This is a genomic window from Mesorhizobium sp. M0060 (assembly GCF_040323155.1).
Lineage (GTDB): Bacteria > Pseudomonadota > Alphaproteobacteria > Rhizobiales > Rhizobiaceae > Mesorhizobium.
Genome location: NZ_JAMYUP010000002.1, coordinates 277,763 through 301,101 on the forward strand (window position 1 = coordinate 277,763; position 23,339 = coordinate 301,101).

At 64.1% G+C, this 23,339-nt stretch carries 23 protein-coding genes; 6 read left to right on the forward strand and 17 right to left on the reverse strand.

Features of this window, described 5'->3' with window-relative positions; all coding sequences use genetic code 11:
• The first annotated feature begins 52 nt into the window (after nt 1-52).
• Both NKJ94_RS03640 and NKJ94_RS03645 read left to right on the forward strand, forming a co-directional pair.
• Nucleotides 53-1,030: an ABC transporter permease gene (locus NKJ94_RS03640; RefSeq protein WP_352523011.1), complete on the forward strand. Its 978-nt coding sequence runs from the start codon at nt 53-55 to the stop codon at nt 1,028-1,030.
• Nucleotides 1,027-1,758 (forward strand): ATP-binding cassette domain-containing protein, encoded by a 732-nt coding sequence (locus NKJ94_RS03645; protein ID WP_352523012.1) that lies wholly within the window; start codon nt 1,027-1,029, stop codon nt 1,756-1,758. Before NKJ94_RS03640 ends, NKJ94_RS03645 begins: the two co-directional genes overlap by 4 nt.
• A 326-nt stretch (nt 1,759-2,084) precedes the next feature.
• On the opposite strand, the gene NKJ94_RS03650 is transcribed toward NKJ94_RS03645, so the two are convergent.
• The 7 genes from NKJ94_RS03650 to NKJ94_RS03680 all read right to left on the reverse strand — a co-directional run bounded on the left by NKJ94_RS03650 (nt 2,085) and on the right by NKJ94_RS03680 (nt 9,236).
• Nucleotides 2,085-3,053: an ABC transporter ATP-binding protein gene (locus NKJ94_RS03650; RefSeq protein ID WP_352523013.1), complete on the reverse strand. Its 969-nt coding sequence runs from the start codon at nt 3,051-3,053 to the stop codon at nt 2,085-2,087.
• The gene (locus NKJ94_RS03655; protein ID WP_352523074.1) at nt 3,053-4,063 is read right to left on the reverse strand and encodes an ABC transporter ATP-binding protein; all 1,011 of its coding nucleotides are present in this window, start codon (nt 4,061-4,063) and stop codon (nt 3,053-3,055) included. Before NKJ94_RS03655 ends, NKJ94_RS03650 begins: the two co-directional genes overlap by 1 nt.
• On the reverse strand, nt 4,060-4,977 hold the full coding sequence (locus NKJ94_RS03660; RefSeq protein ID WP_352523014.1) for a dihydrodipicolinate synthase family protein: 918 nt from the start codon (nt 4,975-4,977) through the stop codon (nt 4,060-4,062). The genes NKJ94_RS03655 and NKJ94_RS03660 overlap by 4 nt, the downstream gene beginning before the upstream one ends.
• Before the next feature lie 17 nt (nt 4,978-4,994).
• Nucleotides 4,995-5,897, reverse strand: a complete 903-nt coding sequence (locus NKJ94_RS03665) for an ABC transporter permease (protein ID WP_352523015.1) — start codon at nt 5,895-5,897, stop codon at nt 4,995-4,997.
• Nucleotides 5,897-6,856: an ABC transporter permease gene (locus tag NKJ94_RS03670; protein WP_352523016.1), complete on the reverse strand. Its 960-nt coding sequence runs from the start codon at nt 6,854-6,856 to the stop codon at nt 5,897-5,899. Before NKJ94_RS03670 ends, NKJ94_RS03665 begins: the two co-directional genes overlap by 1 nt.
• Before the next feature lie 65 nt (nt 6,857-6,921).
• On the reverse strand, nt 6,922-8,502 hold the full coding sequence (locus NKJ94_RS03675) for an ABC transporter substrate-binding protein (RefSeq protein ID WP_352523017.1): 1,581 nt from the start codon (nt 8,500-8,502) through the stop codon (nt 6,922-6,924).
• Between the two features lie 20 nt (nt 8,503-8,522).
• Nucleotides 8,523-9,236 carry a FadR/GntR family transcriptional regulator gene (locus NKJ94_RS03680; RefSeq protein WP_352523018.1) on the reverse strand — a complete coding sequence of 238 codons (714 nt, stop codon included), beginning with the start codon at nt 9,234-9,236 and terminating at the stop codon, nt 8,523-8,525.
• A gap of 105 nt (nt 9,237-9,341) precedes the next feature.
• On the opposite strand from NKJ94_RS03680, the gene NKJ94_RS03685 reads away from it, so the two are divergent.
• Genes NKJ94_RS03685 through NKJ94_RS03695 form a run of 3 tightly spaced genes read left to right on the forward strand, consistent with a single transcriptional unit; the run spans nt 9,342 to nt 12,242 of the window.
• Nucleotides 9,342-10,313: a Gfo/Idh/MocA family protein gene (locus NKJ94_RS03685; protein WP_352523019.1), complete on the forward strand. Its 972-nt coding sequence runs from the start codon at nt 9,342-9,344 to the stop codon at nt 10,311-10,313.
• On the forward strand, nt 10,310-11,305 hold the full coding sequence (locus NKJ94_RS03690; protein ID WP_352523020.1) for a Gfo/Idh/MocA family protein: 996 nt from the start codon (nt 10,310-10,312) through the stop codon (nt 11,303-11,305). The genes NKJ94_RS03685 and NKJ94_RS03690 overlap by 4 nt, the downstream gene beginning before the upstream one ends.
• Entirely contained in the window at nt 11,295-12,242 is a 948-nt protein-coding gene (locus NKJ94_RS03695) for a dihydrodipicolinate synthase family protein (protein WP_352523021.1), read from the forward strand. The genes NKJ94_RS03690 and NKJ94_RS03695 overlap by 11 nt, the downstream gene beginning before the upstream one ends.
• Before the next feature lie 56 nt (nt 12,243-12,298).
• Here the strand turns inward: NKJ94_RS03695 and NKJ94_RS03700 are convergent, their stop codons facing one another.
• Nucleotides 12,299-13,240: an LLM class flavin-dependent oxidoreductase gene (locus tag NKJ94_RS03700; RefSeq protein WP_352523022.1), complete on the reverse strand. Its 942-nt coding sequence runs from the start codon at nt 13,238-13,240 to the stop codon at nt 12,299-12,301.
• 139 nt (nt 13,241-13,379) lie between these two features.
• Nucleotides 13,380-13,535, reverse strand: coding sequence for a hypothetical protein (locus NKJ94_RS03705; protein ID WP_352523023.1), 156 nt, complete (start codon nt 13,533-13,535; stop codon nt 13,380-13,382).
• 268 nt (nt 13,536-13,803) lie between these two features.
• On the opposite strand from NKJ94_RS03705, the gene NKJ94_RS03710 reads away from it, so the two are divergent.
• Nucleotides 13,804-14,571: an SDR family NAD(P)-dependent oxidoreductase gene (locus NKJ94_RS03710; protein ID WP_352523024.1), complete on the forward strand. Its 768-nt coding sequence runs from the start codon at nt 13,804-13,806 to the stop codon at nt 14,569-14,571.
• A 14-nt stretch (nt 14,572-14,585) separates the two neighbouring features.
• Here the strand turns inward: NKJ94_RS03710 and NKJ94_RS03715 are convergent, their stop codons facing one another.
• The 8 genes from NKJ94_RS03715 to NKJ94_RS03750 all read right to left on the reverse strand — a co-directional run bounded on the left by NKJ94_RS03715 (nt 14,586) and on the right by NKJ94_RS03750 (nt 23,273).
• Nucleotides 14,586-15,530: an ABC transporter permease gene (locus NKJ94_RS03715; RefSeq protein WP_352523025.1), complete on the reverse strand. Its 945-nt coding sequence runs from the start codon at nt 15,528-15,530 to the stop codon at nt 14,586-14,588.
• On the reverse strand, nt 15,527-16,582 hold the full coding sequence (locus NKJ94_RS03720) for an ABC transporter permease (RefSeq protein ID WP_352523026.1): 1,056 nt from the start codon (nt 16,580-16,582) through the stop codon (nt 15,527-15,529). Before NKJ94_RS03720 ends, NKJ94_RS03715 begins: the two co-directional genes overlap by 4 nt.
• The gene (locus NKJ94_RS03725; protein WP_352523027.1) at nt 16,582-18,087 is read right to left on the reverse strand and encodes an ABC transporter ATP-binding protein; all 1,506 of its coding nucleotides are present in this window, start codon (nt 18,085-18,087) and stop codon (nt 16,582-16,584) included. Before NKJ94_RS03725 ends, NKJ94_RS03720 begins: the two co-directional genes overlap by 1 nt.
• A gap of 182 nt (nt 18,088-18,269) precedes the next feature.
• On the reverse strand, nt 18,270-19,301 hold the full coding sequence (locus tag NKJ94_RS03730) for a BMP family protein (protein ID WP_352523028.1): 1,032 nt from the start codon (nt 19,299-19,301) through the stop codon (nt 18,270-18,272).
• Between the two features lie 176 nt (nt 19,302-19,477).
• Complete coding sequence (gene pcaF / locus NKJ94_RS03735; protein ID WP_352523029.1) at nt 19,478-20,683, reverse strand: 3-oxoadipyl-CoA thiolase; 1,206 nt, start codon at nt 20,681-20,683, stop codon at nt 19,478-19,480.
• Between the two features lie 141 nt (nt 20,684-20,824).
• On the reverse strand, nt 20,825-21,586 hold the full coding sequence (locus NKJ94_RS03740) for an SDR family NAD(P)-dependent oxidoreductase (protein ID WP_352523030.1): 762 nt from the start codon (nt 21,584-21,586) through the stop codon (nt 20,825-20,827).
• Nucleotides 21,587-21,597: 11 nt separating this feature from the next.
• Nucleotides 21,598-22,410 (reverse strand): ABC transporter permease, encoded by an 813-nt coding sequence (locus NKJ94_RS03745; protein ID WP_352523032.1) that lies wholly within the window; start codon nt 22,408-22,410, stop codon nt 21,598-21,600.
• Entirely contained in the window at nt 22,410-23,273 is an 864-nt protein-coding gene (locus NKJ94_RS03750; RefSeq protein WP_352523033.1) for an ABC transporter permease, read from the reverse strand. The genes NKJ94_RS03745 and NKJ94_RS03750 overlap by 1 nt, the downstream gene beginning before the upstream one ends.
• Nucleotides 23,274-23,339: the final 66 nt, after the last annotated feature.

Genomic DNA, 23,339 nt, shown 5'->3' on the forward strand with positions numbered 1-23,339 from the left:
CGGCAAGCGATTGCCGCCGCCATGGTCTCGCCGTCAACAGGAGTGACGCTGGATGAAGCGTTTGCTGAAAATCTACATGGACAAGCCCGAGCTGGTCGCGCTGTGGGTGCTGATCGTGCTTGTCGCCTACTTCGCCGTCGCCACCCACGGCCTGTTCCTCAATCCGCAGAACCTGCGCGGCATCATGAGCCTGTTCCCCGAACTTGCCATTCTGGCACTGGGCTTCGGCTTGCTGATGATCGCCGGCGAATTCGACCTTTCGATCGGTTCGATGTTCGGCCTCGCTCCGATGATCCTGTGCAGCCTCGCCACGGCCGGATGGCCGTTCTGGCCGGCTTTCGTCGCGGCACTTCTGTGCTGCTGCATGGTCGGCGTCCTCAACGGCGTGATCACCATCCGCTTCGGCATTCCAAGCTTCATCACCACGCTCGGCATGCTGTTCATGCTGCGCAGCCTGGCCGTGGTGCTCTACGCGCGCGGTGCAGCACCCAGCCTGCCGGACGGTGCGCCGGTCTGGGCCTTCTCTGCGCCGCTCGGCATCATCCGGGTCTCGGTGGTGTGGATGATCGTGCTGGGGCTGCTGGTCTACCTCCTGCTCGAGCGCACCAATTTCGGCAACTGGGTGCGGGCGACCGGCGGATCGCTGGAATCGGCCAAGGCGATGGGCATCCCCACGGCGCTGGTGAAGACCGTCTGCTTCGTCATCTGCTCGCTGTTTGCCGGCATCGCCGGCATCATCCAGGTGGTGCGCATCGCCTCGCCTCTGCCATCGCTCGGCGAGGCGATGGAGCTGCAAGCCATCGCCGCCGCGGTCATCGGCGGCATCGCGCTCGCCGGCGGTGTCGGCAATGTGCTCGGCGTCATCGTCGGCATGGCCATCATCCGCGTCATTGATGCCGGCATGATCATGAGCCGGGTCGACGCCAGCTGGTTCAAGTTCGCCATCGGCCTGCTCATCATCCTCGCCGTCATCGCCAATGCCTGGCTCGGCCGCACCGCCCGCCGGATCAAGGTGGAGACCGCCCGATGAATACGCCGATCATCGAATGCAGCGGGCTCGAGAAATGGTATTCGGGCGTCCATGCGCTGAAGAATGTCAGCCTTACCGTCCGTCAAGGCGAATCCGTCGGGCTGGTCGGCGACAATGGCGCCGGCAAGTCGACGCTGATCAAGATCCTGTCCGGTGTGCACGAAGCCGATGCCGGCACGATCAGGATCGAAGGCCGCGAGGTGCGCATCCGCAACCCGCGCCATGCGATGGAGCTCGGGCTGGAGACGATCTACCAGTACAATTCCATGGTTCCGACGATGACGATCGCCCGCAACGTCTTCATCGGGCGCGAGCCGCTGAAATGGTCGCTGCTCGGCTTCGGCATGATGGACCAGAAGCGGATGCGCGCCGACAGCGTGCAGGCGATCGCCGATGTCGACCTGCACCTCAGATCACCCGACGCGCTGGTCGGCGAGCTTTCCGGCGGACAGCGCCAGGGCGTTGCCATCGCTCGCGCCATGCACTTCAAGTCGAAGGTTCTGATCCTCGACGAGCCGACCAATCACCTCTCGGTCAAGGAGACCGACAAGGTGATCGGCTTCGTACGCGAGCTGAGACAGCAGAATGTCACCGGCATTTTCATCTCGCACAACATGCACCACGTGTTCCAATGCTGCGACCGGATCGTGGCAATGGCGCGCGGCGAGATCGTCTTCGACAAGCCGACAATCGAGACCTCGATCGACGAGGTCCATGGCTATCTGTGATGGCCAGCTTTGTCCTGTTCGTCCCTTCAACCGTTCGCGGCTGATCGCCAGCCAGAATTGCCGTTGACCCAAATTTTGCCGTTGACAATGTCTGGCAAAAAAAGGGCCGGGCTGAAAAGCCCGGCCAGATGTGAAGGTCGAAAACCTTCAGAGGGGAACGCGCCGGACGAATGGGAGGAAACATCCGGCGCAGCCTGCATATGGGTCGGCATCGCTGACGTTTCAATGACGGGGGACCGCTATAACAGCTTCGTGAAACCAGGCTGTGGATGGTGATGAACGCCTGGGATTGGGGACCTATTTGGCCGTTGTGTGGGCAATCATTCCTAGGCGATGTCGTCGCGAATGCAGGCCTTCAGATGGCCGTCGGCTATCGCCCTCAGTGGCGGCACGGCCCCGGCGCAAGCCTCCAGCGCGAACGGGCAACGGGTCCGAAAAACACAGCCCGACGGCGGGTTTGCCGGGCTTGGAATATCGCCCTTGAGCACTTGCCGCTCTTGCCTGGCCAGCGGATCGAGCGACGGAATGGCTGACAGCAGTGCGCGCGTATAAGGATGCTGCGGCCGGGCATAGAGCTCGGCCGCCGGCGCAACTTCCATGATGCGCCCGAGATAGAGCACGATGACCGTGTCGCAGATGTATTCGACCACGGCCAGATCATGCGAAATGAACAGCATGGTCAGGCCGAGCCGGAGCTGCAGGTCGCGCAACAAATTGATGATTTGCGCCTGGATCGAGACGTCGAGTGCGGAGACCGGCTCGTCGGCGACGATGAATTCCGGCTCGAGCGTCAGCGCCCGGGCGATGCCGATGCGCTGACGCTGGCCGCCGGAAAATTCATGCGCGTAGCGATCATAGGCGTCGACCGGCAACTCGACCGCGGCAAGCGCCTTTTCGGCCTTCGCCCGCCGCTCGGACTTCTTGCCAATGCCTTGAATGTCCAGGCCTTCGGTCAGGATCTGCCCGATCGTCATGCGCGGCGACAGGCTGGCGAAGGGATCCTGGAAAATATATTGCATCTTGCGGCGCTGGCGGCGCAACTGGGCGGCACCCAGCCTGGTGATGTCAGTGCCGCCATAGCTGATTTCGCCCGATGTCGGCTCGATCAGACGCAGCACCGAGCGGCCGATCGTGGTCTTGCCGGACCCGGATTCGCCGACCAGGCCAACCACCTGGCCACGCCTGACATCAAAGGAAATATCCTCCAGCGCCCTGACGATAGGGCCGCGTGAGAATGCAGTCGGTGCGAAATGCTTGGTCAGGTTCCTGACCGAAAGGAAGGGAGCGTCCACCATCAGAGCTCCTCCCAGCGCAGGCAGCGGCTTTGCTGGGTCGGCGTCGCCGCAAACAATGGCGGCACCACGGCGCGGCAGGCCGCGATAGCCATCGGGCAACGCGGCGCGAACGAACAGCCCTTGGGCAGTAGGGCGAGCGAGGGAACATTGCCGGCAATCGTCGGAAGCGGCGTCCCCGCCGTCTTCAGCGCCGTGGCCTCGCCGAGCCGCGGCACCGAGCGCATCAATCCTGCGGTGTAGGGATGACGCGGACGGGTGAACACTTCGCTCACCGGACCCGATTCCACGATACGCCCGGCATACATCACCGCCACCCGGTCGGCGATTTCGGCAACGACACCGAGATTGTGGGTGACGAACAGGATGCCCATGCCGCGCTGCGCCTGCAGCTCGGCCAGCAGATCGAGGATCTGGGCCTGGATGGTGACATCTAACGCTGTCGTCGGCTCGTCGGCGATCAGCAAGCCGGGATCGCAGGACAGGGCCATGGCGATGGTGGCGCGCTGGCGCATCCCGCCCGACAGTTCGTGCGGATATTGCCGCGCCCGCCGTTGCGGATCGGGAATGCCGACCTGAGCCAGCAGCCGCACGGCGTCTGCTGCTGCTTCGCGGTGCGACTTGCCAAGATGGATGCGGATCGGCTCGGCAATCTGCTCGCCGATCGTGTAGACCGGGTTGAGGCTGGTCATCGGCTCCTGGAACACCATGCCGATCTCGTTGCCGCGTATCTTGCGCAGCGACTCGGCATCGAGGCTGGTCAATTCGGTGACCGTGCCGTTCTTGCGCCGCAGCGCGATCGACCCCTCGGCGATATGTCCGACCCTTTTCGGCAAGAGGCCGATGATCGACAGGCTGGTGACGGACTTGCCTGACCCGGATTCGCCGACGAGCGCCACCGTCTCGCCTGAGCCGATCGTCAGGTCGACGTCCCTTACCGCCGCGATGTCGCGGCCTGCAATGCGGAACACCGCGCGCAGGCCGGAAATCGAAAGGATCGGCGCGACGCTCAGCGGAGCAGCCCCACATCGCGAAGGATCGCGTCGATTTTCGCGGTTTCCTCGTCATTCAAGCTGCGTTGCGGCCGCGCCATGGTGTTGGAGGCGATAATGCCGAGGCTCTTCATCGCGGTCTTAAAGGCGCCGACGCCGGCCGAGCCGGCGCTTGTCCTGCCAAGCGAGATCCAGACGATCTCGAACAGCTTCAGCAGCCGCTCCTGCTCCAGGCGGGCTTCGGCATATTGGCCCGCCTGCATGAGGTTCCACAGCCTGACATAGCCGTGCGGGTCGACATTGGCGAGCCCTGGCACGACGCCATGCGCACCCATGGCCAGCACGCTGTCGACCAGGATCTCGGAGCCGGTCATGCCGAAGAAACCCGGGTCGTCGGCCATGTCCTTGAGCACGTAGCGCAGATTGCCGTCATCGCCGCTGGAATCCTTGATACCCGCAATGGCGCCTTCCCTGGCGAGGCCGACCGTGGTCTTGCGCTCCAGCTTGACGTGGACGCAGACCGGGATGTCGTAGGCGATGACCGGAACATCGATCGCGTCCTTGATATAGCGGAAATGATCGCCGATCTCGGGCTGGCTGGTGCGGGTATAAAATGGCGCGGTGACGACGATGGCGTCGACGCCGGCCGATCTGGCGATCCGGGCGTGGTTGATGACGCGATCGGTCGTCGGATCGATGACCCCAGCAAAGATCGGAACCCGGCCGTTATTGACCTTAACCGCGTGCTCGAGGATGGCCCTGCGGGCTGCCTCGTCGTGGAAGACTACCTCGCTGGTCGAGCCAAGCACGAAGAGCCCGTGAACGCCGCCATCGAGCAGGTTCTCGATGGTGCGGGTGAACGATGGGAAGTCGACGCTGAAATCGGCATTGAGCGGGGTGACGACAGGTGGCACGACGCCGGTAAACAGAGGCATTTTGAGGAACCTTCAGGTCAGTTGAGATCGGAGCGGGGGTCGAATGCGTCGCGCAGGCCGTCGCCGATGAAATTGATCGCGAGCACGGTGAGCACCAGTGCGGCGCCTGGAAACATCCATTGCCACGGGTATTTTTCCAGCACGACGGTGGAACGGGCGAGATTGAGCATGTTGCCCCAGCTGGCTTCCGGCGGCGCGATGCCAAGGCCGAGGAAGGACAGGCCGGCCTCGAGCAGGATGGCGTTGGCTATCTGCAAGGTGGCGTAGACGACAAGGATATCGATGCAGTTGGGCAGGCCGTGCCGGAGCAGCAGATGCGGCAGCCCTGCTCCCATGCCGCGGGCGGCAACGACGAAGTCGCGCTCGCGCAGTTCGAGCAGCCTAGCGCGTACCATGCGCGACAGCACCGGCCAGGAGAGTAGCGAGATCACCAATATGGTCGGGGCGATGCCGGTGCCGGCAATCGAAGCCAGCACCAGCAGGAAGATCACCGGCGGCAGCGTCATCGCCAGATCGACGAAGCGCATCACCGTGCCGTCGACGAGACGCCCGCCAAAGCTAGCGACGGCACCGACCAGGAAGCCGATGACGGTCGAGATGGCGACCGAGCAGACGGCAACCAGCAATGAGATCCGCCCGCCTTGCAGCAACCGGGCCATGACGTCGCGCCCGACGCCGTCGCTGCCCAGCCAATGAATGGCCGACGGTGCCTTGTTCATCGCCCTGAGGTCGATGGCGTTCGGGCCGAACGGCCACCACAAAGGATAGGTCGAAACCGCCAGCAGGATGGGGATGACGATCAAAAGCCCGGCACGCGCCGCGCGGTTTTCAAAAAAACGGTCGAGCGCACGGCGGAGCGGACCTTTGGTCTGCGACACGGCTGTCCCGTTGGCTGTCGTATCTGGCGCGGTGATTGCCATCACGCCACCTGAATGCGCGGGTCTACGACGGCATAGACGACATCGGTCAAGAGATTGACCAGGATGACGCAAACGCCGATCACCAGGGTGGCACCCATGATCACCGGATAATCGCGGGTGCCGACAGCATTGACCAGAAGCAGCCCCATGCCCGGCCAGTTGAACACGCTTTCCAGGAAGATGGCGCCACCGATGGCAATGCCAACGGTCGACCCGATCAGGGTGATGACCGGCAAGAGCGCATTTCGGGTGGCATGTTTGATGATCACCCAGAACTCGCGCACGCCCTTGGCACGGGCCGTCCGCACGTAGTCCTGATTGAGCACTTCCAATAGCGAGGCGCGCATGTAGCGCATGATCAGCGCGGCATGGCCGACTGACAGCAGGCAGGCGGGCAGGATGAGATGCGCAAGCACATCCGTCGCCAAGAACGGCGCGCCCGCCGTCTGCATGCCGCCGGACGGCGCCCAGCGCAGCAGCACCGAGAAGAAATAGAGTCCAAGCAGCGCGGTCAGGAAAGCCGGGCTGGAAATGCCGACGAAGGACAGCACCGACAGCACGATGTCGGACGGCGCGTTGCGGCGCACCGCGCTGAAAATGCCGGCAGAAACACCGAGCACTATGGCGATCGCCAGGCCCGTGCCCATCAACAGCGCGGTCGGGCCGATGCGTTCCATGACCAGCGGCAGCACGGCGACGCCGCTGCGCTGGATCGAAAAGCCGAAGTCGCCGCTCAGCGCCGCGCCAAGCCAGGCCAGATATTGCACGGGAAGCGGCCGGTCGAGCCCGAGCCGTTCGCGCAGGCCCTCGAGGTCGGAAGCAGACATGGGGACCGACGGGTTGATATAGGCGTCGATCGGATCGCCAGGGGCCAGCCGCAGCAGGATGAAGATGAGGACGCTGAGCGCGACCAGCATCAGCAATCCTGTAGCGCTGCGGCGGGCGATGAAGCTCAACATGGGCTTTCCGTGGCGGTGGCAGGCGGCGCCAAAGTGGTCCGCCTGCTCGCTTCGTTTAAGGGTTCTTACTGGATGTCCCAGCGCTCGGGGTGAGCCGCATAAGGACCGCCGCCCGGCGCCGGCGTCCAGACGAAGTCACGCAGCTTGTTGGAAGCTACGCCATAGCGGTTGGCCACCCACAACGTCGCCCAGGGCAGGTCCTTGTTCATCACCTTACAGACTTCCTGCCAGGATTGATCGAGCTTGGCCGGATCGGTTTGGCCGAGCGCGGCGTCCAACGCAGTGCTCAGATCGTCGAACTCGATGCGCATTGTGTTGAAGCCTGCCGGCGGGATCTGCGACTTGTTGAGGCCGGGGTTGAGGCCGGCCGGATTGGGGCCGTTCTGAAGGCCGGCATAGACCATCGGAAATGCGGCCCAATCCGGCGTGCCTTCCTTGTAGACGATGCCGTTATAGGTCGGCGTATCGACGACGCGCGGCACCACATTGATGCCGACCTCGGCCAGCATCGACTGGATGGCGGCCATCACATTGGCCGCTTGCGGCGAGCCGTAATAGGTCAGCAAGGTAATGGGCTTGTCGCCGTTAAGCTTGTCCCAGCCCGCCTCGGTCAGCAGCGCCTTGGCCTTGGCCGGATCGTAGGCATAGGGTTCGAGGCCTTCGGGAACGAGATGCGGCGCGACATAGCCGCAATTGGCCGGCTTGGCGGCACCGCCATAAAGGCTGTCTATGATGGCGTTGCGATCGATCGCGTACATGATCGCCTGGCGGACGCGGATATCCTTGAACAGGTCGACCTTCTGATTGAGGCCGATATAGTTGACCACGTAGGAGGCACCTTCGATCACCTTGAAATTGCTGTCGGTCTTGAAGGATCCCGCATCGTCGGGCTCGACATAAGTGAACTGGATTTCGCCGGCGCGGAGCGCAGCGACGGCCGCCGCAGGCGACTCGAAATAGCGGTTGATGAGCACGTCTACCTTCGGCTTGCCGCCGCGATAATCGTCATCGGCTGCCAGCTCGACATATTGGTCGGTCACGTAGCGATTGAACTTGAACGGGCCGGTGCCGACCGGAGTTGTCGACCACCACGTGCTTGTCGCCAGCGATTCCGGCGGCAGAGCGGCCAGGGCATGCTCGGGCAGGATCATCAGCTGCGAGAGGATGGATAGCAACGAGCCGTTCGGTTTCGACAGCTTGACCACCACTGTGTGGTCATCCGGCGCTTCGACCGAGGCGACGTTGGCGAGGCGCGCCGCAAACAAACTGCCGGAGGCCTTGTTCTTGGCAAGCTCAAGCGTGAACTTGACGTCTTTCGACGTGAAAGGCTTGCCGTCGTGCCAAGTCTCGTTGACCAGATTGAACGTGTAGCTCAGTTGGTCGTCGCTGATCTTGTAGTCCTTGGCGAGGTCGCCTTCGATCTCGGTCAACCCGGCATTGAAGATGACCAGCGGTTCGAAATAGGTGCTGAGCCAGGTGTAGCCGCCGGTCGCGACCAGCGGGTTGAAGTTCTTGGGAAAGCCGCCGGGGCCGACGTCGAAGCCGCCGGCGATGGTCTTGGCGCTTTGTGCCTGGACGCTGGTCACTGGGCCAATGCCGGCGAGCAACAGCCCGGCGATAGAGAATGCGAGAGTCCTGATGCGCATGGTTTCCTCCCTTGGCATGTTCAGGGTGTTCGGTTTTTGGCGATGACTTGCTGGATCCCCCGGTAATGGTCGTCGAGCCGCCGGCGTGCCTGGTCGACATCCTTGGCGGCGACCGCCTCGACGATCTCGTGATGGTCGCGCCATGTCGCCAGCGGCGTCGGATTGTCGAGGCTGGTGAAGTTCGAGGCCTTGTTGAACGCCACCCAGAAGATGTCGATCAACGCACTCAGCATGCGATTGTTCTGGCAGCGAAACAGCATCTGATGGAATTGCTGGTCCTCTTCGGCGAAGCTCTCGTGGCGTTCGGCACGTTGCCGCATGCGCTCGGTCAGCTGGCGCAGCGCCTCGATGTCTTCGGCGCTGATCATCTCGATCGTCTTGGCGATGAGGCCGGTTTCCAGTACCCGGCGGATTTCGCGCAGCTCTTCGACGTCGCGCAGCGAATCCTGCAAGCCGTAGGCGAGGTTATCCAGCAGCGGCTTGAACGAGAACTCCTTGACGAACACGCCGATGCCGCGCCGCGTCTCCAGGATGCCGATCGATTCCAGCGCCTTGATCGCTTCCCGTACAGAGTTGCGGCCGACGCCGAGCCGCTGCGCCAGGAATGTTTCCGGCGGCAGGGGATCGCCTGCCTTGAGCTTGTTGCTTTCGATATAGGCCCTGAGGCTTTCCTGCACGGTGACGTGCAGCAGCGGCGGTCTGCTCAACGGTTCGATCGACTTCAGTTCCGCCATTCCATTGGTTTCCATTTCCGTCGGATGGGCCGTTGTTGCCCACCGCTTGTCGTATAGCCACTTGTAGGATATCCTGCAAGCCCATAGCAAAAGTGCCGCCTCCGAATGAAGATTACCCTTGCCGGATCGAGCCACTGGCACGCCGAAATGCACCTCGATGCCGCACGCTTCTATAGCGCCGAAATCGCCGGCGTCTGGGACGAGAATCCCCGCCACGCGCATGCCTTCGCCGCGCGTCATGACCTGCCGTTCATCGCGAATTTCACGGAGATACTCTCCAGCCCGCCGGACGTGATCCTGTTGATGGGGCATCCCTCAGCGGTACCGGCCCGGGCACGTGCGATCATCGAGGCAGGGATACCGCTGATCCTGGAGAAGCCGGCGGCCAGCCATACGAGAGAACTGATGGCGCTGCGCGACCTTACCACGCAGCACCAGGCCTTTGTTGCTGTGCCCCTGCCCAACCGTTTCGGGCCGGCCGTTACCGCCTTTGACCGGCTGCGCCGGGAGGGCCGCGCCGGTGCGGTGGCGCATTGCCATTTCCGGCTGGTCAATGGTCCGCCGCAACGCTACATCGCCGACGGTGTCGCCTGGATCGTCGACCCGGCGGTTGGTGGCGGAGGTGCATTGAGGAACCTCGGCATACACGGCGTCGACGCGGCACTCAGCCTTGCAACCGGCAGGCTTGACCTGAAAACCGTGTCGATAGCAAACCGCATCCATCCCGGCCCGGTCGAGGACCATGCGCTGCTGGTGCTGGAAGACGAGGCCGGCGCGCTTTTCATCGTCGAGGCCGGTTACACCTTTGCCTCGATGCGCCCCGGCGGCGACTTCGAATGGCGCATCGTCAGTGCCAATGCGACCCTGGTCGATCACGGCGATCATGCCATGTGCGCCACGCTCGACGACGCGGCAATCGTCGATTTGCCGGCCGAACTGCCGGCAACCCGCTATCGTCTGTTCATGCGCGACACGCTTGACCGGCTCGCCAGAAAGGCGCCTCCGTCGGTGTCCATCGAGGATTATGCTGCAGCGATGTCGCTGATCGACGCCGCTTATGAAAAGGCAGAACCATGATTGGAATAGGAATTATCGGCGCCGGCGATTTCGGCGCGGCCCATGCGCGGGCAATCCGCGAGGTTGGAAATACTCGCCTCGTCGCGTCCTGCCGGGGAAATACCGATGCGTTGGAGCGATTCACCGCCGAACATGGCGGCCGCGGCTACACCGACTGGCGCAAGCTGCTGGACGACAAGGAGGTCGACGCGGTCCTCATTGCCAGCCCCCACCATCTCCATGCCGAAATGGCCATCGGCGCGGCAAACGCCGGCAAGCACATCCTGCTCGAAAAGCCGATGGCGCCGACGGCGGCCGTCTGCGATGCGATCAATGCCGCCGTGGCCGATAGCGGCGTCAAGCTGATGGTCGCCCATCTCATGCATTTCGCCCTGCCCTGCATGGCGGCCAGGCAGAAGCTGGAGGAAGGAGAGCTCGGCCGGCCACTCATCGGATCGAGCTGGATCATCAAGCTGTGGATGGAGCACAATCGCCGCGACTGGCATCTGCGCAAGGCGACCGGCGGCGGCATGCTGTTGACGGCCGGCATCCACGCGCTCGACCGTCTGGTCTGGCTGATGGATGACGATGTCGTGTCGGTGAGCGCCATGCTCGGCGCCAAGTTCCATGACCAGGAAGCCGACGACAGCGCCCTGCTTGGATTGCGCTTCGCCGGCGGCGGCATCGGCCAGGTGCAGAGCGTCGGCTACCGCACCGGCGCGAGCGGCTACGCCATGGATCTGGTCTGCGAACAGGGAACGCTGCGCATCGACATGGACCGCGGCACCATGCTTGGCCGCGACACGGCCTGGACCGAGCTGCCCGGTTCGTTCGAGCCGAACTGGATGCAGAACGCGCTGGTGCGCGAATGGACGGCGATGCGCGATGCCATTGCCGACGACAAGCCGGTGCCGCTCGACGGTGTCTATGGACGCAAGATGATTGCCATCATCGAGGCTGCCTTTGCGTCGAACGAAACCCGCCGCGAGCACGAGATCGCCGGTGCGCGCTGATCTCGACCATCTGCCCCGCTTGCCCGCATACGCACCGCGCGGTGTCTGGGGCGCAGTGATGCTGGCCATCGACGATCGCGGAGCAATCGACTGGGAGGCGACGGAAGAGACAATCGCACGGCTCTGCGCATCGGGTGTCGACGGCATCTATTCCAACGGCACGGCCTGCGAATTCCATTGCCAGACCGAACCCGAATTCGACCGGCTTTGTGAGATGGTCGCCGAAATAGCCGGTCGCGCGGGCCTTCCCTTCCAGATCGGCATCAGCCAGTCCAATCCGCGTGTCGCGCTGGAGCGGCTGACGCGGGTGGCCGCACTTCGCCCGGCGGCGGTGCAATTCACCTTGCCCGACTGGTGGCCGCCCAGCGACGACGAGGTTATGCGCTTTGTCGGCGGCCTGTGCGAGGCCGCGACCGAAGCGCCGCTGGTGCTTTACAACCCGCCGCATGCCAAGCGCCGCCTGACGCTCGAAGGCATTGCCCGGCTGCGCGCGGCCGTGCCATCGCTGGTCGGCGCCAAGCTGCCGGGCGGCGACGCCGACTGGTATGCCGACATGCGCCGCAAACTGGACGGATTCTCCGTCTTCGTCCCCGGCCACACGCTGGCAACAGGATATGCTGGGGGAGCCCATGGCAGCTATTCCAATGTCGCCTGCCTCAACCCGAAGGGCGCGGTGATATGGTGGCAAATGATCCGCACCGACATGGCCGCCGCTGCCGAAGTCGAGGCGCGCATACAGGCCTTCCTCGCCGCATATGTCCTGCCGTTTCGCGCTCGCTACAATGTCAGCGATGCAGCACTCGACAAGGCGATGGCCGCCGCCGGCGGCTGGGCGCCGCTCGGCCCGCGACTGCTCTGGCCCTACAGCTCTGTGCCCGACGGAGAGATCCCGGCACTGACCAAGGCCGCTTACGCGGCTTTCCCGGAATGGCGGTAGGCCGCCAACGTACGTGGCTGCGGCGGAGTGTTAATCCATTTGCCGGCACGCCTTCTTCAGCAGCCGGCACGCACGCCTTGTGTTGCGCGTGACGCAAACGTCCCGGGCTGCGGGGCATCGGCCTCGCGACGCGCCAGCGAGTTGCGCAGCAGCGCGACCACCTCGCGGCCAGCCGTGGCGATTTCGCGTGGCCTGTCGAGGCCGACGATCATGAATTCCTGGATTCCCAGAGCCGCATAGGGTAGCAGCGACAGCGCGACCCGCGCTGGCGGCCCTGCAAGTTCGACCGCCTTCCAGCAGGAAACGGCCGGTTTGTCTTCCGAACGGATTCGGACGGGAAGCGCGAAACGCAGCTTGCCAGCCCGGCCGTGTTCGGCGGCGGCGCTGCGTACACGCTGCATAGACTGGCGGATTTCGGTGAGCGAGCCCGGCGCCAGCTCGAACACATCCGCATGCCTGCCCGCGACCCTGAGCGCCGTGCCGGACTGTCCGCCCATGCGGATGGTCACACCATGCGGCCCCTTGCGCGGCACATAGCCGCCTTTGATGCTGTAAAAGGCGCCTTCATGGTCGAACGGTCTGTCGTTCGACCACAACCGCTTCAGCAGCACCAGATATTCGTCGATGCGTTGCCAGACGACCGTGTGGCCGACCGGACGTGCCTCGGCATCATCGTCGCTCAGCGGCTCGCTGAGCATCCTGAGCGACAGCCGGCCGCCGCTTTTCGCATCAAGCGCGGCGAGCTGCCGTGCTGCCACGATCGGCTCGATCACACCCGCCCAATGGATGAGAACGACCTCCAGGGACGAGGTGCGATCCAGTGCCTGGGCCGCAAGGTCCATATTGGTCAGCAGCCCGGCCTGGTCGTCGACGACGATCTTCTGGAATCCGGCATCCTCGATCAGCGACAGCTTCGTCGCGGTCTCGACAAAGTCGTAGAAAAAGCCGGCGTCGGCAGGGCGGGTTTTACCGGGAACATGCGTGAACTCGATCGGCATTGCCATCTCCTCCTTCACGTACGGAATCATGGACATCACGTCGCAATCACGGCGCGCAAAAGCGCCGGCATTCGGTTCATCCAACTCCGGAATTCGCAAGCGGCAGGCCGCTATCTCGATGAAATCAGGGCCTTAACGATCAGGGGATCAGCCCCAGTACGACTGCCCCGGTGAATACGAATGCAAGGGCAAAGACGAGATAGGCGAAAGCGCCGGCATAGGCTGGCCGCCATACCTGGTCGGAACCCAACCTTTGGCCTTTGCGGGCAGTCTGAGTGTTCTGGCTGTAGGACATATCGACCTCCGTCTCGCGGATTAATCTATAAAATCAGTAGACTTTGTCGATTGCTATTTTCGAGCGCTCCGTAGAATAGTTTTCTCAAAACGGAAGACAAATTGGTTCCTTTGTGGCTTAGAGCTGCCTTTTTGAGACCTGTCGTGATGACGGCAGAAAACGTCAGGTCCATGCACCTGCGGCTCCTTGGCCATCCAAGGGATGAAGGATAGCATCGCTGCTCGAGCGGAAGCCGCTACGTCACGGCAGAGCAACAGGGAGCAAAAACATGGGCACAAGACTGGCCGGCAAGGTCGCCATCATCTCCGGCGGTGCGACGGGAATGGGCGGTGCGGCCTCGGAGCTTTTCGCGGCCGAGGGCGCCAAGGTGGCGATCATCGACCGCAACGGCGAGGCGGCCGCCGCCACCGCGGCGGCGATCAGGGAGCGCGGCCATGTCGCCGAGCACTGGGTCGCCGACGTGTCGGATGAGGCGCACGTCGAAGCGGGGGTGAAGGGCGTGACGGAAACATTCGGCCCGGTCACCACGCTGTTCAATCACGCCGGCACCATCGTCATCAAACCTTTCCTGGAGACCACGCTGCAGGAGTGGGACTGGCTGCATGCCGTCAATGTGCGTTCGATGTTCCTGATGACGCGCGCCGTGCTGCCCGGCATGATCGCCGCCGGCGGGGGTTCCATCGTCTGCACCTCCTCGATCTCGGCGGTGGCGGCGACGCCGATGGAGGTGCTTTACGACACTACCAAGGGTGCCTGCCACATGTTCGCGCGCGCCATCGCCGTCGAGTTCCGCGACCGCAACATCCGCTGCAATGCGGTCTGTCCCGGCTTCATCAGGACACCGCACGGCCTGCGCGAGGTCGCCGATCTCGACAAACTCGGCATCGATGTCTCAGACGCGGCAATGGCCGCGCAGCAAGGGCGGATCGGCGAGCCGGAAGAGGTGGCAAGGGCAGCCTTGTTCCTGGCCAGCGACGAGGCCAGCTTCGTCAACGGCGCCCATCTGTTCGTCGATAACGGCTTCACTGCGATGTGAACGGCGGAGCGCCGTTACCGTTCTTCGCGCCGAAACGGCTTGAGCAGCGCCGAAGGGGCAACAGCATTGCGCGACATCACCGCCATGGCGACGATGGTGAAGATGAAGGGCAGCATCAGGAACGCCTCATAAGGAATGTGGCCGAGCCCGCTTGCCTGCATGCGCAATTGCAAGGCATCGACGAAGGCGAACAGCAGTGCCGCGCCTGCCGAGCGCCAGGGGTCCCAGCGGCCGAAGACGACGAGCGCGATCGCCACCCAGCCGCGCCCCGAAACGACGCCGAAGGTGAAGGCGTTGAACTGCGCCATCGACAGGAAGGCGCCGGCCAGCCCCATCAAGGCACCGCCGAGGATCACCGCCTGGAGGCGCGTCGCGATCACGCTGACGCCGGCAGAATCGGCGGCGCGCGGATTTTCGCCGACCATGCGCACCGACAGGCCCCAGGGCGTATGGTAGAGCACGAAGGCGGCCAGGGGAATGGCTGAAATCGCCATGTAGACCAGCGAGAACTGGTTGAACACCGCCGGCCCGAGCATCGGTATGTCGGACAGGATCGGGATCGGCAGCGTCTCGAATCCCCTAATGTTCGGCGGCACGGATTGCTGACCGAAGATCAGCCGGTAGAGGAAATAGGCGAGGCCGGAGCTGAACAGCGTCACGCCGATGCCGCAGACATGCTGGCTGAGGCCGAGCGCCACGGTGAACAGCGCATGCACGGCGCCCATCAGCGCCCCGGTCAGCACCGCCGCAAGCACGCCGAGCCACAGGCTGCCGCTGAGGCTCGCCGCGGTGAAGCCGGTCATCGCCGACAGCAGCATGATGCCTTCGATGCCGAGATTGAGCACGCCGGCGCGTTCGGAAAACATCTCGCCCAGCGTCGCAAACGCTAGCGGCGTGGCGATCCGGATGATCGCGGCCAGGAAGCCGACTTGGAAGATCTGTTCCAGCACCACGCTCATTTGGCTGTTCCCACGCGGCGGAGGCGATAGGCGGTGAACAGCAGCGCCACCAGCATGGCAAGCAATGCGGTTCCCTGAATAACATCGCTGAGGAAGGCCGGAACGCCGGTGGCCCTCGACATCGCCTCGGCGCCGGTCATGACGGCGGCAAGGAAGATCGCCGCCGGCACCACGCCGAGCGGATTGAGCCTCGCCAGCATGGCAACGACGATGCCGGAATAGCCATAGCCCGGCGAGATGTCGCTCATCACCTGGAAATGCACGCCGCCGACCTCGCCGACGCCGGCAAGGCCGGCCAAGGCGCCGGACAGCAGCGCCGTCGAAATCAGCACCCGCTCGACATTGATGCCGCCATAGCGCGCCGCCTCGGGATTTTCGCCAGTCACCTTGATCCGGAAGCCGAGCGTGGTGCGCGCGATCAGGAACCAGATCACCGGCGCGGCGACCAGCGCCGCGACGACACCGAGATGCAGCCGCGTGCCTTCGAGCAGCACCGGGAAATTCGCCGTGTCCTCGATCGGCGGCGAGATCGGGTAGCCGCTGAAACTGTCCTTCCAGGGTCCCTCGATCAGCGCCATCAACGCATAGAAAATGACCGAGTTGAGCAGCAGCGAGCTGACCACGTCGTCGACCTTGAATTTTACCCGCAGCGTCGCCGGGATCAGGGCGACGGCAGCGCCGGCGGCAGCGCCCGCCACCGCCATCAGCAACATGGCGAGCGGCCCCGGCATCGGGATCGCACCGACCGCGCAGCTCGCCACCGCACCGGCCAGCAATTGCCCCTCGGCGCCGATGTTCCAGAATTTGGCGCGGAAGGCGACCGCCACGGCAAGGCCGGTGAAGATCATCGGCGCGGCACGCACCAGCGTTTCGGTGATGGCGTAGCTGTCTCCCAAGGACGCCGAAAACATCACGCCATAGGCCTCGATCACGCCGGCGCCAGCCAATGCGATGAGGCCGCTGCACAGCACCAGCGTCGCGCCGATGGCGAGCAGCGGCAGCGCCAGATTGAACCAGGCGGGCGTTGAGGTGCGGGCCTCGAGACGGAACATCAAGCCTCCGCCCCGGTCATCATCAATCCAAGTCTGGCGACGGTGGCATCGGCGCTGTCCAGCGTGCCGACGATGTGCCCCTCATACATCACCGCGACGCGGTCGCAGAGCATCAGCAGTTCTTCGAGATCCTCGCCGATGACGATGATGCCGCAGCCCTTGGCACGCATGTCGAGGAACTTTTCGTGGATGAAGCGCGCGGCGCCGATATCGAGGCCGCGTGTCGGCTGCGAAACGATCAGCACCTTCGGATCGAAGGCGAGTTCGCGCGCCAAAAGCGCCTTCTGCAGATTGCCGCCGGAAAGCGCCCCGGCGCGCGTCATCGGCCCGGGGCAGCGTATGTCATAGGCCTTGATCTGCGCCTCGGTGAAGGCGCGGATCGCATCCGGCTTGAGCAGGCCATTGCGGCTGAATGCGTAGGCGCCGATGCGCGGCAGCACCATCGAATCGGCGAGCGGCAGATTGGTGACCAGCCCGGTCGTCATGCGGTCTTCCGGAATGCGGCCGAGGCCGAGCGCCTGCACCGCGCGCGGCGAGAACCGGGAAACCGCTTTGCCGGCTATGGTCATCTGTCCGGCATCGGGCGCACGCACGCCGGAGATCACCTCGGCAAGCGCGCGCTGGCCATTGCCGGAGACACCGGCAATGCTGAGGATCTCTCCGCCACGCACCGACAGCGACACGTCGCGCAGCGCCATGCCGGAATGGCGTGATGTCGAAATGCCGTCGAGGGTCAGCACTGCGGCACCGGGGGTCGACGGTCCCCTGGCCGGCGGCACGATCTCGTGGCCGCACATCAGCCGCGCCATCTCCGAGGATGTCGTGCTGGCCGGCGCATCGACGCGGCCGGCGACGCGCCCATGCCTGAGCACCACGCAGCGATGCGTCAGCGCCCGCACCTCGTTGAGCTTGTGCGAGATGAAGATGATGCCGAGCCCCTGCGCCGCCATCGAGCGCAACGCCGAAAACAATCCGTCGACCTCGGTCGGCGCCAGCACCGCCGTCGGCTCGTCGAGGATCAGCAGCCTCGCGCCGCGAAACAGCGCCTTGACGATCTCGAGCCGCTGCTGCTCGCCGACCGACAGCGCCGAGACGGAGAGGTCTGGGTCGAGCGTCAGCCCGTGCTGGCGGCCGATCTCGGCGAGCCGCGCCAGCCCGCCGGCGCGGTTGATCCGGCCCGATCTGCCGGGGATGCCGATCAAAAGGTTTTCCAGCACCGAAAGCCGCGGTGCGAGATGAAAGTGCTGGTGCACCATGCCGATGCCGGCGGCAAGCGCGTCGGCCGAGCTGTTGATCGTCACCGGCCGGCCTTGGACCAGGATCTCGCCGGCGTCGGGCGCATAGGCGCCGAACAGCACGTTCATCAGCGTCGTCTTGCCGGCGCCGTTTTCGCCAAGCAGCCCGAGAATCTCGCCCGGCGCGACGCTGAGATCGACGGCTTCGTTCGCCTTCACAGCGCCGAAGCTCTTGGAGATGCCACGCATTTCTATGAGTGGGGTAGGCAAGGGTGCTCCTGGTGAGAGTGGCGCGGATACCCCTCCCCCTCGAGGGGAGGGTGCCGAGCGAAGCGAGGCGGGAGGGGTCACCTCAACTGCCTCGACCTCTGACTGAAAAAAGATGGAGCGCGTCGCCGCGGACCCCACGCGGCCCCGCGGGCCACCCTCCCCTCAAGGGGGAGGGCAAGCACCTAATCCGAAACCGGCGTATTCTCGTCGACATCGACGCGGAAATTGCCGTCGAGGATCTCGGCCTTCTTCTTCTCCACCAGGTCCTTGACCTCGGCCGGCAGCGTCTTGTCGAATTTGTGGTATGGCGCGAGATAGGAGCCTCCCTTGGCCATGCGCGAGAAATCGCCGTAGTCCTGCGCGGTGAAGACGCCGGCCTTGACCAGCTTGATCGCCTGCTCGACCGTCGGATACATGTCCCAGACCGGCCCGGTGATCACCGTGTCGGGGCCGAGGCTCGACTGGTCGGACATGTTGGAGATGGCGAGGATCTTCTTCTCCGCCGCCGCTTCGATGACGCCGAAGCGCTCGGCATAGATCACGTCGACGCCGGCGTCGATCTGGGCGATAGCCGCTTCCTTTGCCTTTGGCGGATCGAAGAACGAGCCGATGAAGGCGACCTTCTTCTTGATATTGGGATTGACCTCCCTGGCGCCGGCAAAGAAGGCGTTGACCAGCCGGTTCACTTCCGGAATGCCCATCGCCGCGACGGCGCCGATCGTGCCTGACTTCGACATCTTTCCGGCGATCATGCCGGAGAGATAGGCCGGCTCGTGGATCCAGTTGTCGAAGACCCCGAAATTCGGCTCGGCCGGCCCGGCGCCGGAGCCGAACAGGAAGGCGGTTTTCGGGAACTGCTTGGCCGTCCTGCGGGATTCGCGCTCGGCGGCGAAGGCATCGCCCAGCACCAGCTCATAGCCGCCTTGCGCATATTCGCGCATGACCCGGCTGAAATCGGCGGTCTGCACCTTCTCCGACCATTTGTACTCGACGCCGAGTTCCTTCTCGGCCTTCTGCAGGGCGACGTGGATCTGGTTGTCCCACGGCTCCTCGATCGGCGTGGCGAAGATCGCCGCCACTTTCAGCTTCTTGGTTTTGGCGAAGGCACGGCCCGGCAGCATCGCTGCCGCCAAGCCGAGCGCGCCCAGTTCCAGCACATTGCGGCGCGAAAGCCCTTCGCGTTTCGACTGGATTTTGCTCTTTTTGTTGTCCATTGCATGCCCCTCTGATTGGCGCCGTGTCGAGCCGGCTCTTTTCTCTGGAATATCAGCGGAGGAACTATGGAACGGTGCCCGGCTTTTGTCCACATGGTCAAATTTGACCGCGCAAGGCGGCTGTAAACGTTCGCGCAATCGCGCCGTTTCAAACGATCGGCGCGATGATGCTTGCCTCACAACCTCTCCAGCGCCACGGCGATGCCCTGGCCGACACCGATGCACATGGTGGCGAGGCCGTAGCGGCCGCCGCGTTCGCGCAGTTCCAGTGCCGCCGTGCCGGTGATGCGCGCGCCGGACATGCCGAGCGGATGGCCTAGCGCGATGGCGCCGCCATTCGGATTGACGTGCTCCGCGTCCTCGGCAATGCCGAGCTGGCGCAGCACGGCGATGCCTTGGGAGGCAAAGGCTTCGTTGAGCTCCACGACATCGAATTCTTGCGGCGTCAGGCCGAGCCGGGCGCATAGCTTTTGCGTGGCCGGCACAGGGCCGATGCCCATGATGCGCGGCGCCACGCCGGCGGCGGCACCGCCGAGGATGCGGGCGATCGGCGTCAAGCCGTATTCTTTCACGGCTGCTTCCGAGGCGACGATCAGCGCCGCCGCGCCGTCATTGACGCCCGACGCATTGCCGGCCGTGACCGTACCGCCTTGCCTGAACGGCGTCGGCAATTTGGCCAGCGCCTCGACCGTCGTGCCCGCGCGGGGATGCTCGTCCTTTGATACGATCACCGGATCGCCCTTACGCTGCGCGATCGTCACTGGGGTGATCTCCTTCGCCAGACGGCCATTGGCCTGGGCGGCTACCGCCTTGTCCTGGCTACGCGCGGCAAAGGCGTCCTGGTCGGCGCGCGAGATCGAAAAATCCTCGGCGACGTTCTCGCCGGTCTCCGGCATCGAATCGACGCCGTATTGCTTCTTCATCAGCGGATTGATGAAGCGCCAGCCGATGGTGGTGTCGTGGATCTCGGCATTGCGCGAAAAGGCGGTCTCGGCCTTCGGCATGACGAAAGGAGCACGGCTCATCGATTCGACGCCGCCGGCAATCATCAACTCCGCCTCGCCTGCCTTGATCGCGCGAGCAGCAATCATCACCGCATCCATGCCCGAACCGCAGAGACGGTTGACGGTCGAGCCGGAAACCTCCTTGGGCAGGCCGGCGAGCAGCAGCGCCATGCGCGCCACATTGCGATTGTCCTCGCCGGCCTGATTGGCACAGCCATAGACGACGTCATCGATGGCAGCCCAGTCGATGCCGGGATTGCGCTCGACCAGCGCCTTCAGCGGTGTCGCGCCCAGATCGTCGGCACGGACCGCCGACAGCGAACCGCCGAAGCGCCCGATCGGCGTGCGGATATAGTCGCAGATATAGGCCTCGGCCATTATGCAGCCTCTCTCTTGCACTGACGATTTCCGCTCCCGGCGCGGCCATGTTGGCCGCATTCTCGGGGAGACGAAAGCACATCTCGCCGCCGGCCGTTAGGCCAAAGAGAATTTCAGCTCCCGCCCGCCGGGAGCGGCGGATCAGCCGATGCTTTCGCCGCCGTCGATCACCAGCGCCTGACCGGTCATGAAGGACGAGCGGTCGGAGACGAGGAACAGGATCGCTTCGGCGATTTCCTCCGCGCTGGCCCAGCGCTGCATGGGAATCTTGGTGCGGACATAGCTTTCGATCGCTGCCCGCCCGCCCATCTGAGCGATGAACGGTTCGTTGAAGGGCGTGTCGACCCAGCCCGGACAGAGCGCGTTGACGCGCACATTGTGTTTGGCATAGTCGAGCGACATCTGCCGGGTCATCGCAACCACGGCATGTTTTGAGGTAGCGTAGGCGATCATCTCTCGGTCGTAGAACACACCCGAATTCGAGGCGGTGTTCAGGATGACACCGCCGCCCTGTTCCATCATCGACGGCATGACGAGCCTGGCCGCGAGGAATTGCGCCCGCACATTGATCCGCCATGAGGCATCCATGCCGTCGGCGCCGACTTCGGTCAGCGTGCCGCCGATCTGGATTCCGGCATGGTTGTGCAGGATATCGATCCGCCCATGCCGGCCCAGCGTTCCCGCAATGAGGCGCTCGACCGCCGCGTCGTCGCCGACATCGGTAGTGATCGCCTCAGCTCGACCACCCGCGGCACGAATATCTGACGCCGTTGCTTCCCCGGCAGCCTGGTCCCTGTCGGCGATCACCAGAACCGCGCCCTCTCTGGCCATCATCATGGCGCCGGCACGCCCGATCCCTGACCCGGCACCCGTCACCACGGCGATGCGATCTCTCAGAATCATGTTTTTGTCTTTCAGTGTGATGGTTTTCGTTGGCGCAGCTGCCATTGGGCGAGCACCACGAGCAGTACGGAGGCGACGAGCACGATCGTCGCGATGGCATTGATCTCCGGCGTGACCCCGCGCCGGATCGAGGCAAAGACATAGATCGGCAATGTCGTCTGCGCTCCGGCAACAAAGAAAGCGACGATGAAATCATCAAAGGAAAATGTGAAGGCGAGCAGGAAGCCGGCGATTACCGCGGGCATGATCTGCGGCAAGACGATGCTGCGAAAGGTCGTCAGCGGGGTGGCATAGAGATCATTTGAGGCCTCGACCAGATTGCGGTCCAGGCTGCCGAGGCGTGTACCGACGATCATCGCCACCAGCGCCATCGAAAACAGGCCATGCGCGGCAATGATCGACCCGTAGCCGAGCGCCAGGCGCGGCGGCTGATCGCTCGGCCACAATGAAGCGACAAACGGGTTGACCACCGCGAACAGCTGGACGAGCGCGACCAGCGTCGAGATGCCGATGACGACGCCAGGAACGACGATCGCAGCACCGAGCAGCGCATCGAAAATAGCCCGGGTCCGCACGCCGACGCGCGCCAGGCCAAGCGCCGCCGCCGTGCCGCACAGCGCTGCGAGCAAGGCGCTGGTCGTGGCGATGAACAGGCTGTTCTTCAGCGCTTCGACCAGGAACGGGTTCGCCAGTGCCTTGCCGTACCATTGCACCGAGAAGCCGGTGAACTCGCTGGCGTGGTGGCCGGCGTTGAAAGAGAACAGCACCACCAGCGCGATCGGCAGGTAGAGAAAAGCAAAGACCGAAACGACGAAGGCACGCATCAGATCAGATCCACCCGGCGGGCACCCGAAAGCCGGGTCGAAACACGGTTCGCGGCAAGCAGAACCACCACCGCAACCAGAACCAACGTGATGGCGATTGCCGATCCAAACGGCCAGTTGCGTGATTGCAAGAACAGATCGACCAGCGCGTTGCCGATGAAGAACACCTTGCCGCCGCCGAGCAGTGTCGGGATCAGATATTCGCCGAGCAGCAGGATCATGACCAGCGAGAAGCCGGTCATCACACCCGGCAGCGACAGCCGCAGCGTCACGCCAAGGAATGTCGAGATCGGCGTCGCGCCAAGATCGGCGGAGGCCTCCAGCAAGCGGCGGTCGAGCCGCTCGAGGCTGACATAGATCGGCAGGATCATCAGCGGCAGATAGCCATAGACGATGCCGAGCAGAACCGCTCCCGGCGTGTTGATCAGCCGCACATCCTCGATCCCGACATAGGCCAGCAGAGCCGGGATGCCACGCCCGCCAAGAACATACATCCAGGCATAGGTTCGCATCAGCAGGCTGGTCCAGAACGGGATGACGACAAGCGCCAGCAGGATCAGCCGCCAGCGCTCCGGCGCGCGCAAGGCGAGGTAGTAGGCGACCGGATAGGCAACGAGAAGACAGGCCAGTGCGCCCGCCGGCGCCAGCACCATCGTGTTCCAGAAGGCGGTCGCACGCGCCGGAAGATTGGCATATTGCGCCAAGGTGAAAGCGGCCTGATAGCCACCTTCCGGCGCCCGCTCGCCGACGCTGAAGACGGCGATCGCGACGAACGGCAAGACCAGGAACACCACCAGCCACGCGGTTGCCGGACCGAGCAGCAAGGCGGTCAGGAGATTGTGACGAAAGACATTGCTGCGCATTGAAAACCGCCCCGGTGCCGGCGGACATCTGCCCGCCGGGTGAGTTGCCTGCATCGGACCTGCGGT

Bases quoted from the DNA above. Each gene is read 5' to 3' on its own strand.
- NKJ94_RS03640 (WP_352523011.1), top strand. From the start codon at position 53: ATGAAGCGTTTGCTGAAAATCTACATGGACAAGCCCGAGCTGGTCGCG.
- NKJ94_RS03645 (WP_352523012.1), top strand. From the start codon at position 1,027: ATGAATACGCCGATCATCGAATGCAGCGGGCTCGAGAAATGGTATTCG.
- NKJ94_RS03650 (WP_352523013.1), bottom strand. From the start codon at position 3,053: ATGGTGGACGCTCCCTTCCTTTCGGTCAGGAACCTGACCAAGCATTTC.
- NKJ94_RS03660 (WP_352523014.1), bottom strand. From the start codon at position 4,977: ATGCCTCTGTTTACCGGCGTCGTGCCACCTGTCGTCACCCCGCTCAAT.
- NKJ94_RS03665 (WP_352523015.1), bottom strand. From the start codon at position 5,897: ATGGCAATCACCGCGCCAGATACGACAGCCAACGGGACAGCCGTGTCG.
- NKJ94_RS03670 (WP_352523016.1), bottom strand. From the start codon at position 6,856: ATGTTGAGCTTCATCGCCCGCCGCAGCGCTACAGGATTGCTGATGCTG.
- NKJ94_RS03675 (WP_352523017.1), bottom strand. From the start codon at position 8,502: ATGCGCATCAGGACTCTCGCATTCTCTATCGCCGGGCTGTTGCTCGCC.
- NKJ94_RS03680 (WP_352523018.1), bottom strand. From the start codon at position 9,236: ATGGCGGAACTGAAGTCGATCGAACCGTTGAGCAGACCGCCGCTGCTG.
- NKJ94_RS03685 (WP_352523019.1), top strand. From the start codon at position 9,342: ATGAAGATTACCCTTGCCGGATCGAGCCACTGGCACGCCGAAATGCAC.
- NKJ94_RS03690 (WP_352523020.1), top strand. From the start codon at position 10,310: ATGATTGGAATAGGAATTATCGGCGCCGGCGATTTCGGCGCGGCCCAT.
- NKJ94_RS03700 (WP_352523022.1), bottom strand. From the start codon at position 13,240: ATGCCGATCGAGTTCACGCATGTTCCCGGTAAAACCCGCCCTGCCGAC.
- NKJ94_RS03705 (WP_352523023.1), bottom strand. From the start codon at position 13,535: ATGTCCTACAGCCAGAACACTCAGACTGCCCGCAAAGGCCAAAGGTTG.
- NKJ94_RS03710 (WP_352523024.1), top strand. From the start codon at position 13,804: ATGGGCACAAGACTGGCCGGCAAGGTCGCCATCATCTCCGGCGGTGCG.
- NKJ94_RS03715 (WP_352523025.1), bottom strand. From the start codon at position 15,530: ATGAGCGTGGTGCTGGAACAGATCTTCCAAGTCGGCTTCCTGGCCGCG.
- NKJ94_RS03720 (WP_352523026.1), bottom strand. From the start codon at position 16,582: ATGTTCCGTCTCGAGGCCCGCACCTCAACGCCCGCCTGGTTCAATCTG.
- NKJ94_RS03730 (WP_352523028.1), bottom strand. From the start codon at position 19,301: ATGGACAACAAAAAGAGCAAAATCCAGTCGAAACGCGAAGGGCTTTCG.
- pcaF (WP_352523029.1), bottom strand. From the start codon at position 20,683: ATGGCCGAGGCCTATATCTGCGACTATATCCGCACGCCGATCGGGCGC.
- NKJ94_RS03740 (WP_352523030.1), bottom strand. From the start codon at position 21,586: ATGATTCTGAGAGATCGCATCGCCGTGGTGACGGGTGCCGGGTCAGGG.
- NKJ94_RS03745 (WP_352523032.1), bottom strand. From the start codon at position 22,410: ATGCGTGCCTTCGTCGTTTCGGTCTTTGCTTTTCTCTACCTGCCGATC.
- NKJ94_RS03750 (WP_352523033.1), bottom strand. From the start codon at position 23,273: ATGCGCAGCAATGTCTTTCGTCACAATCTCCTGACCGCCTTGCTGCTC.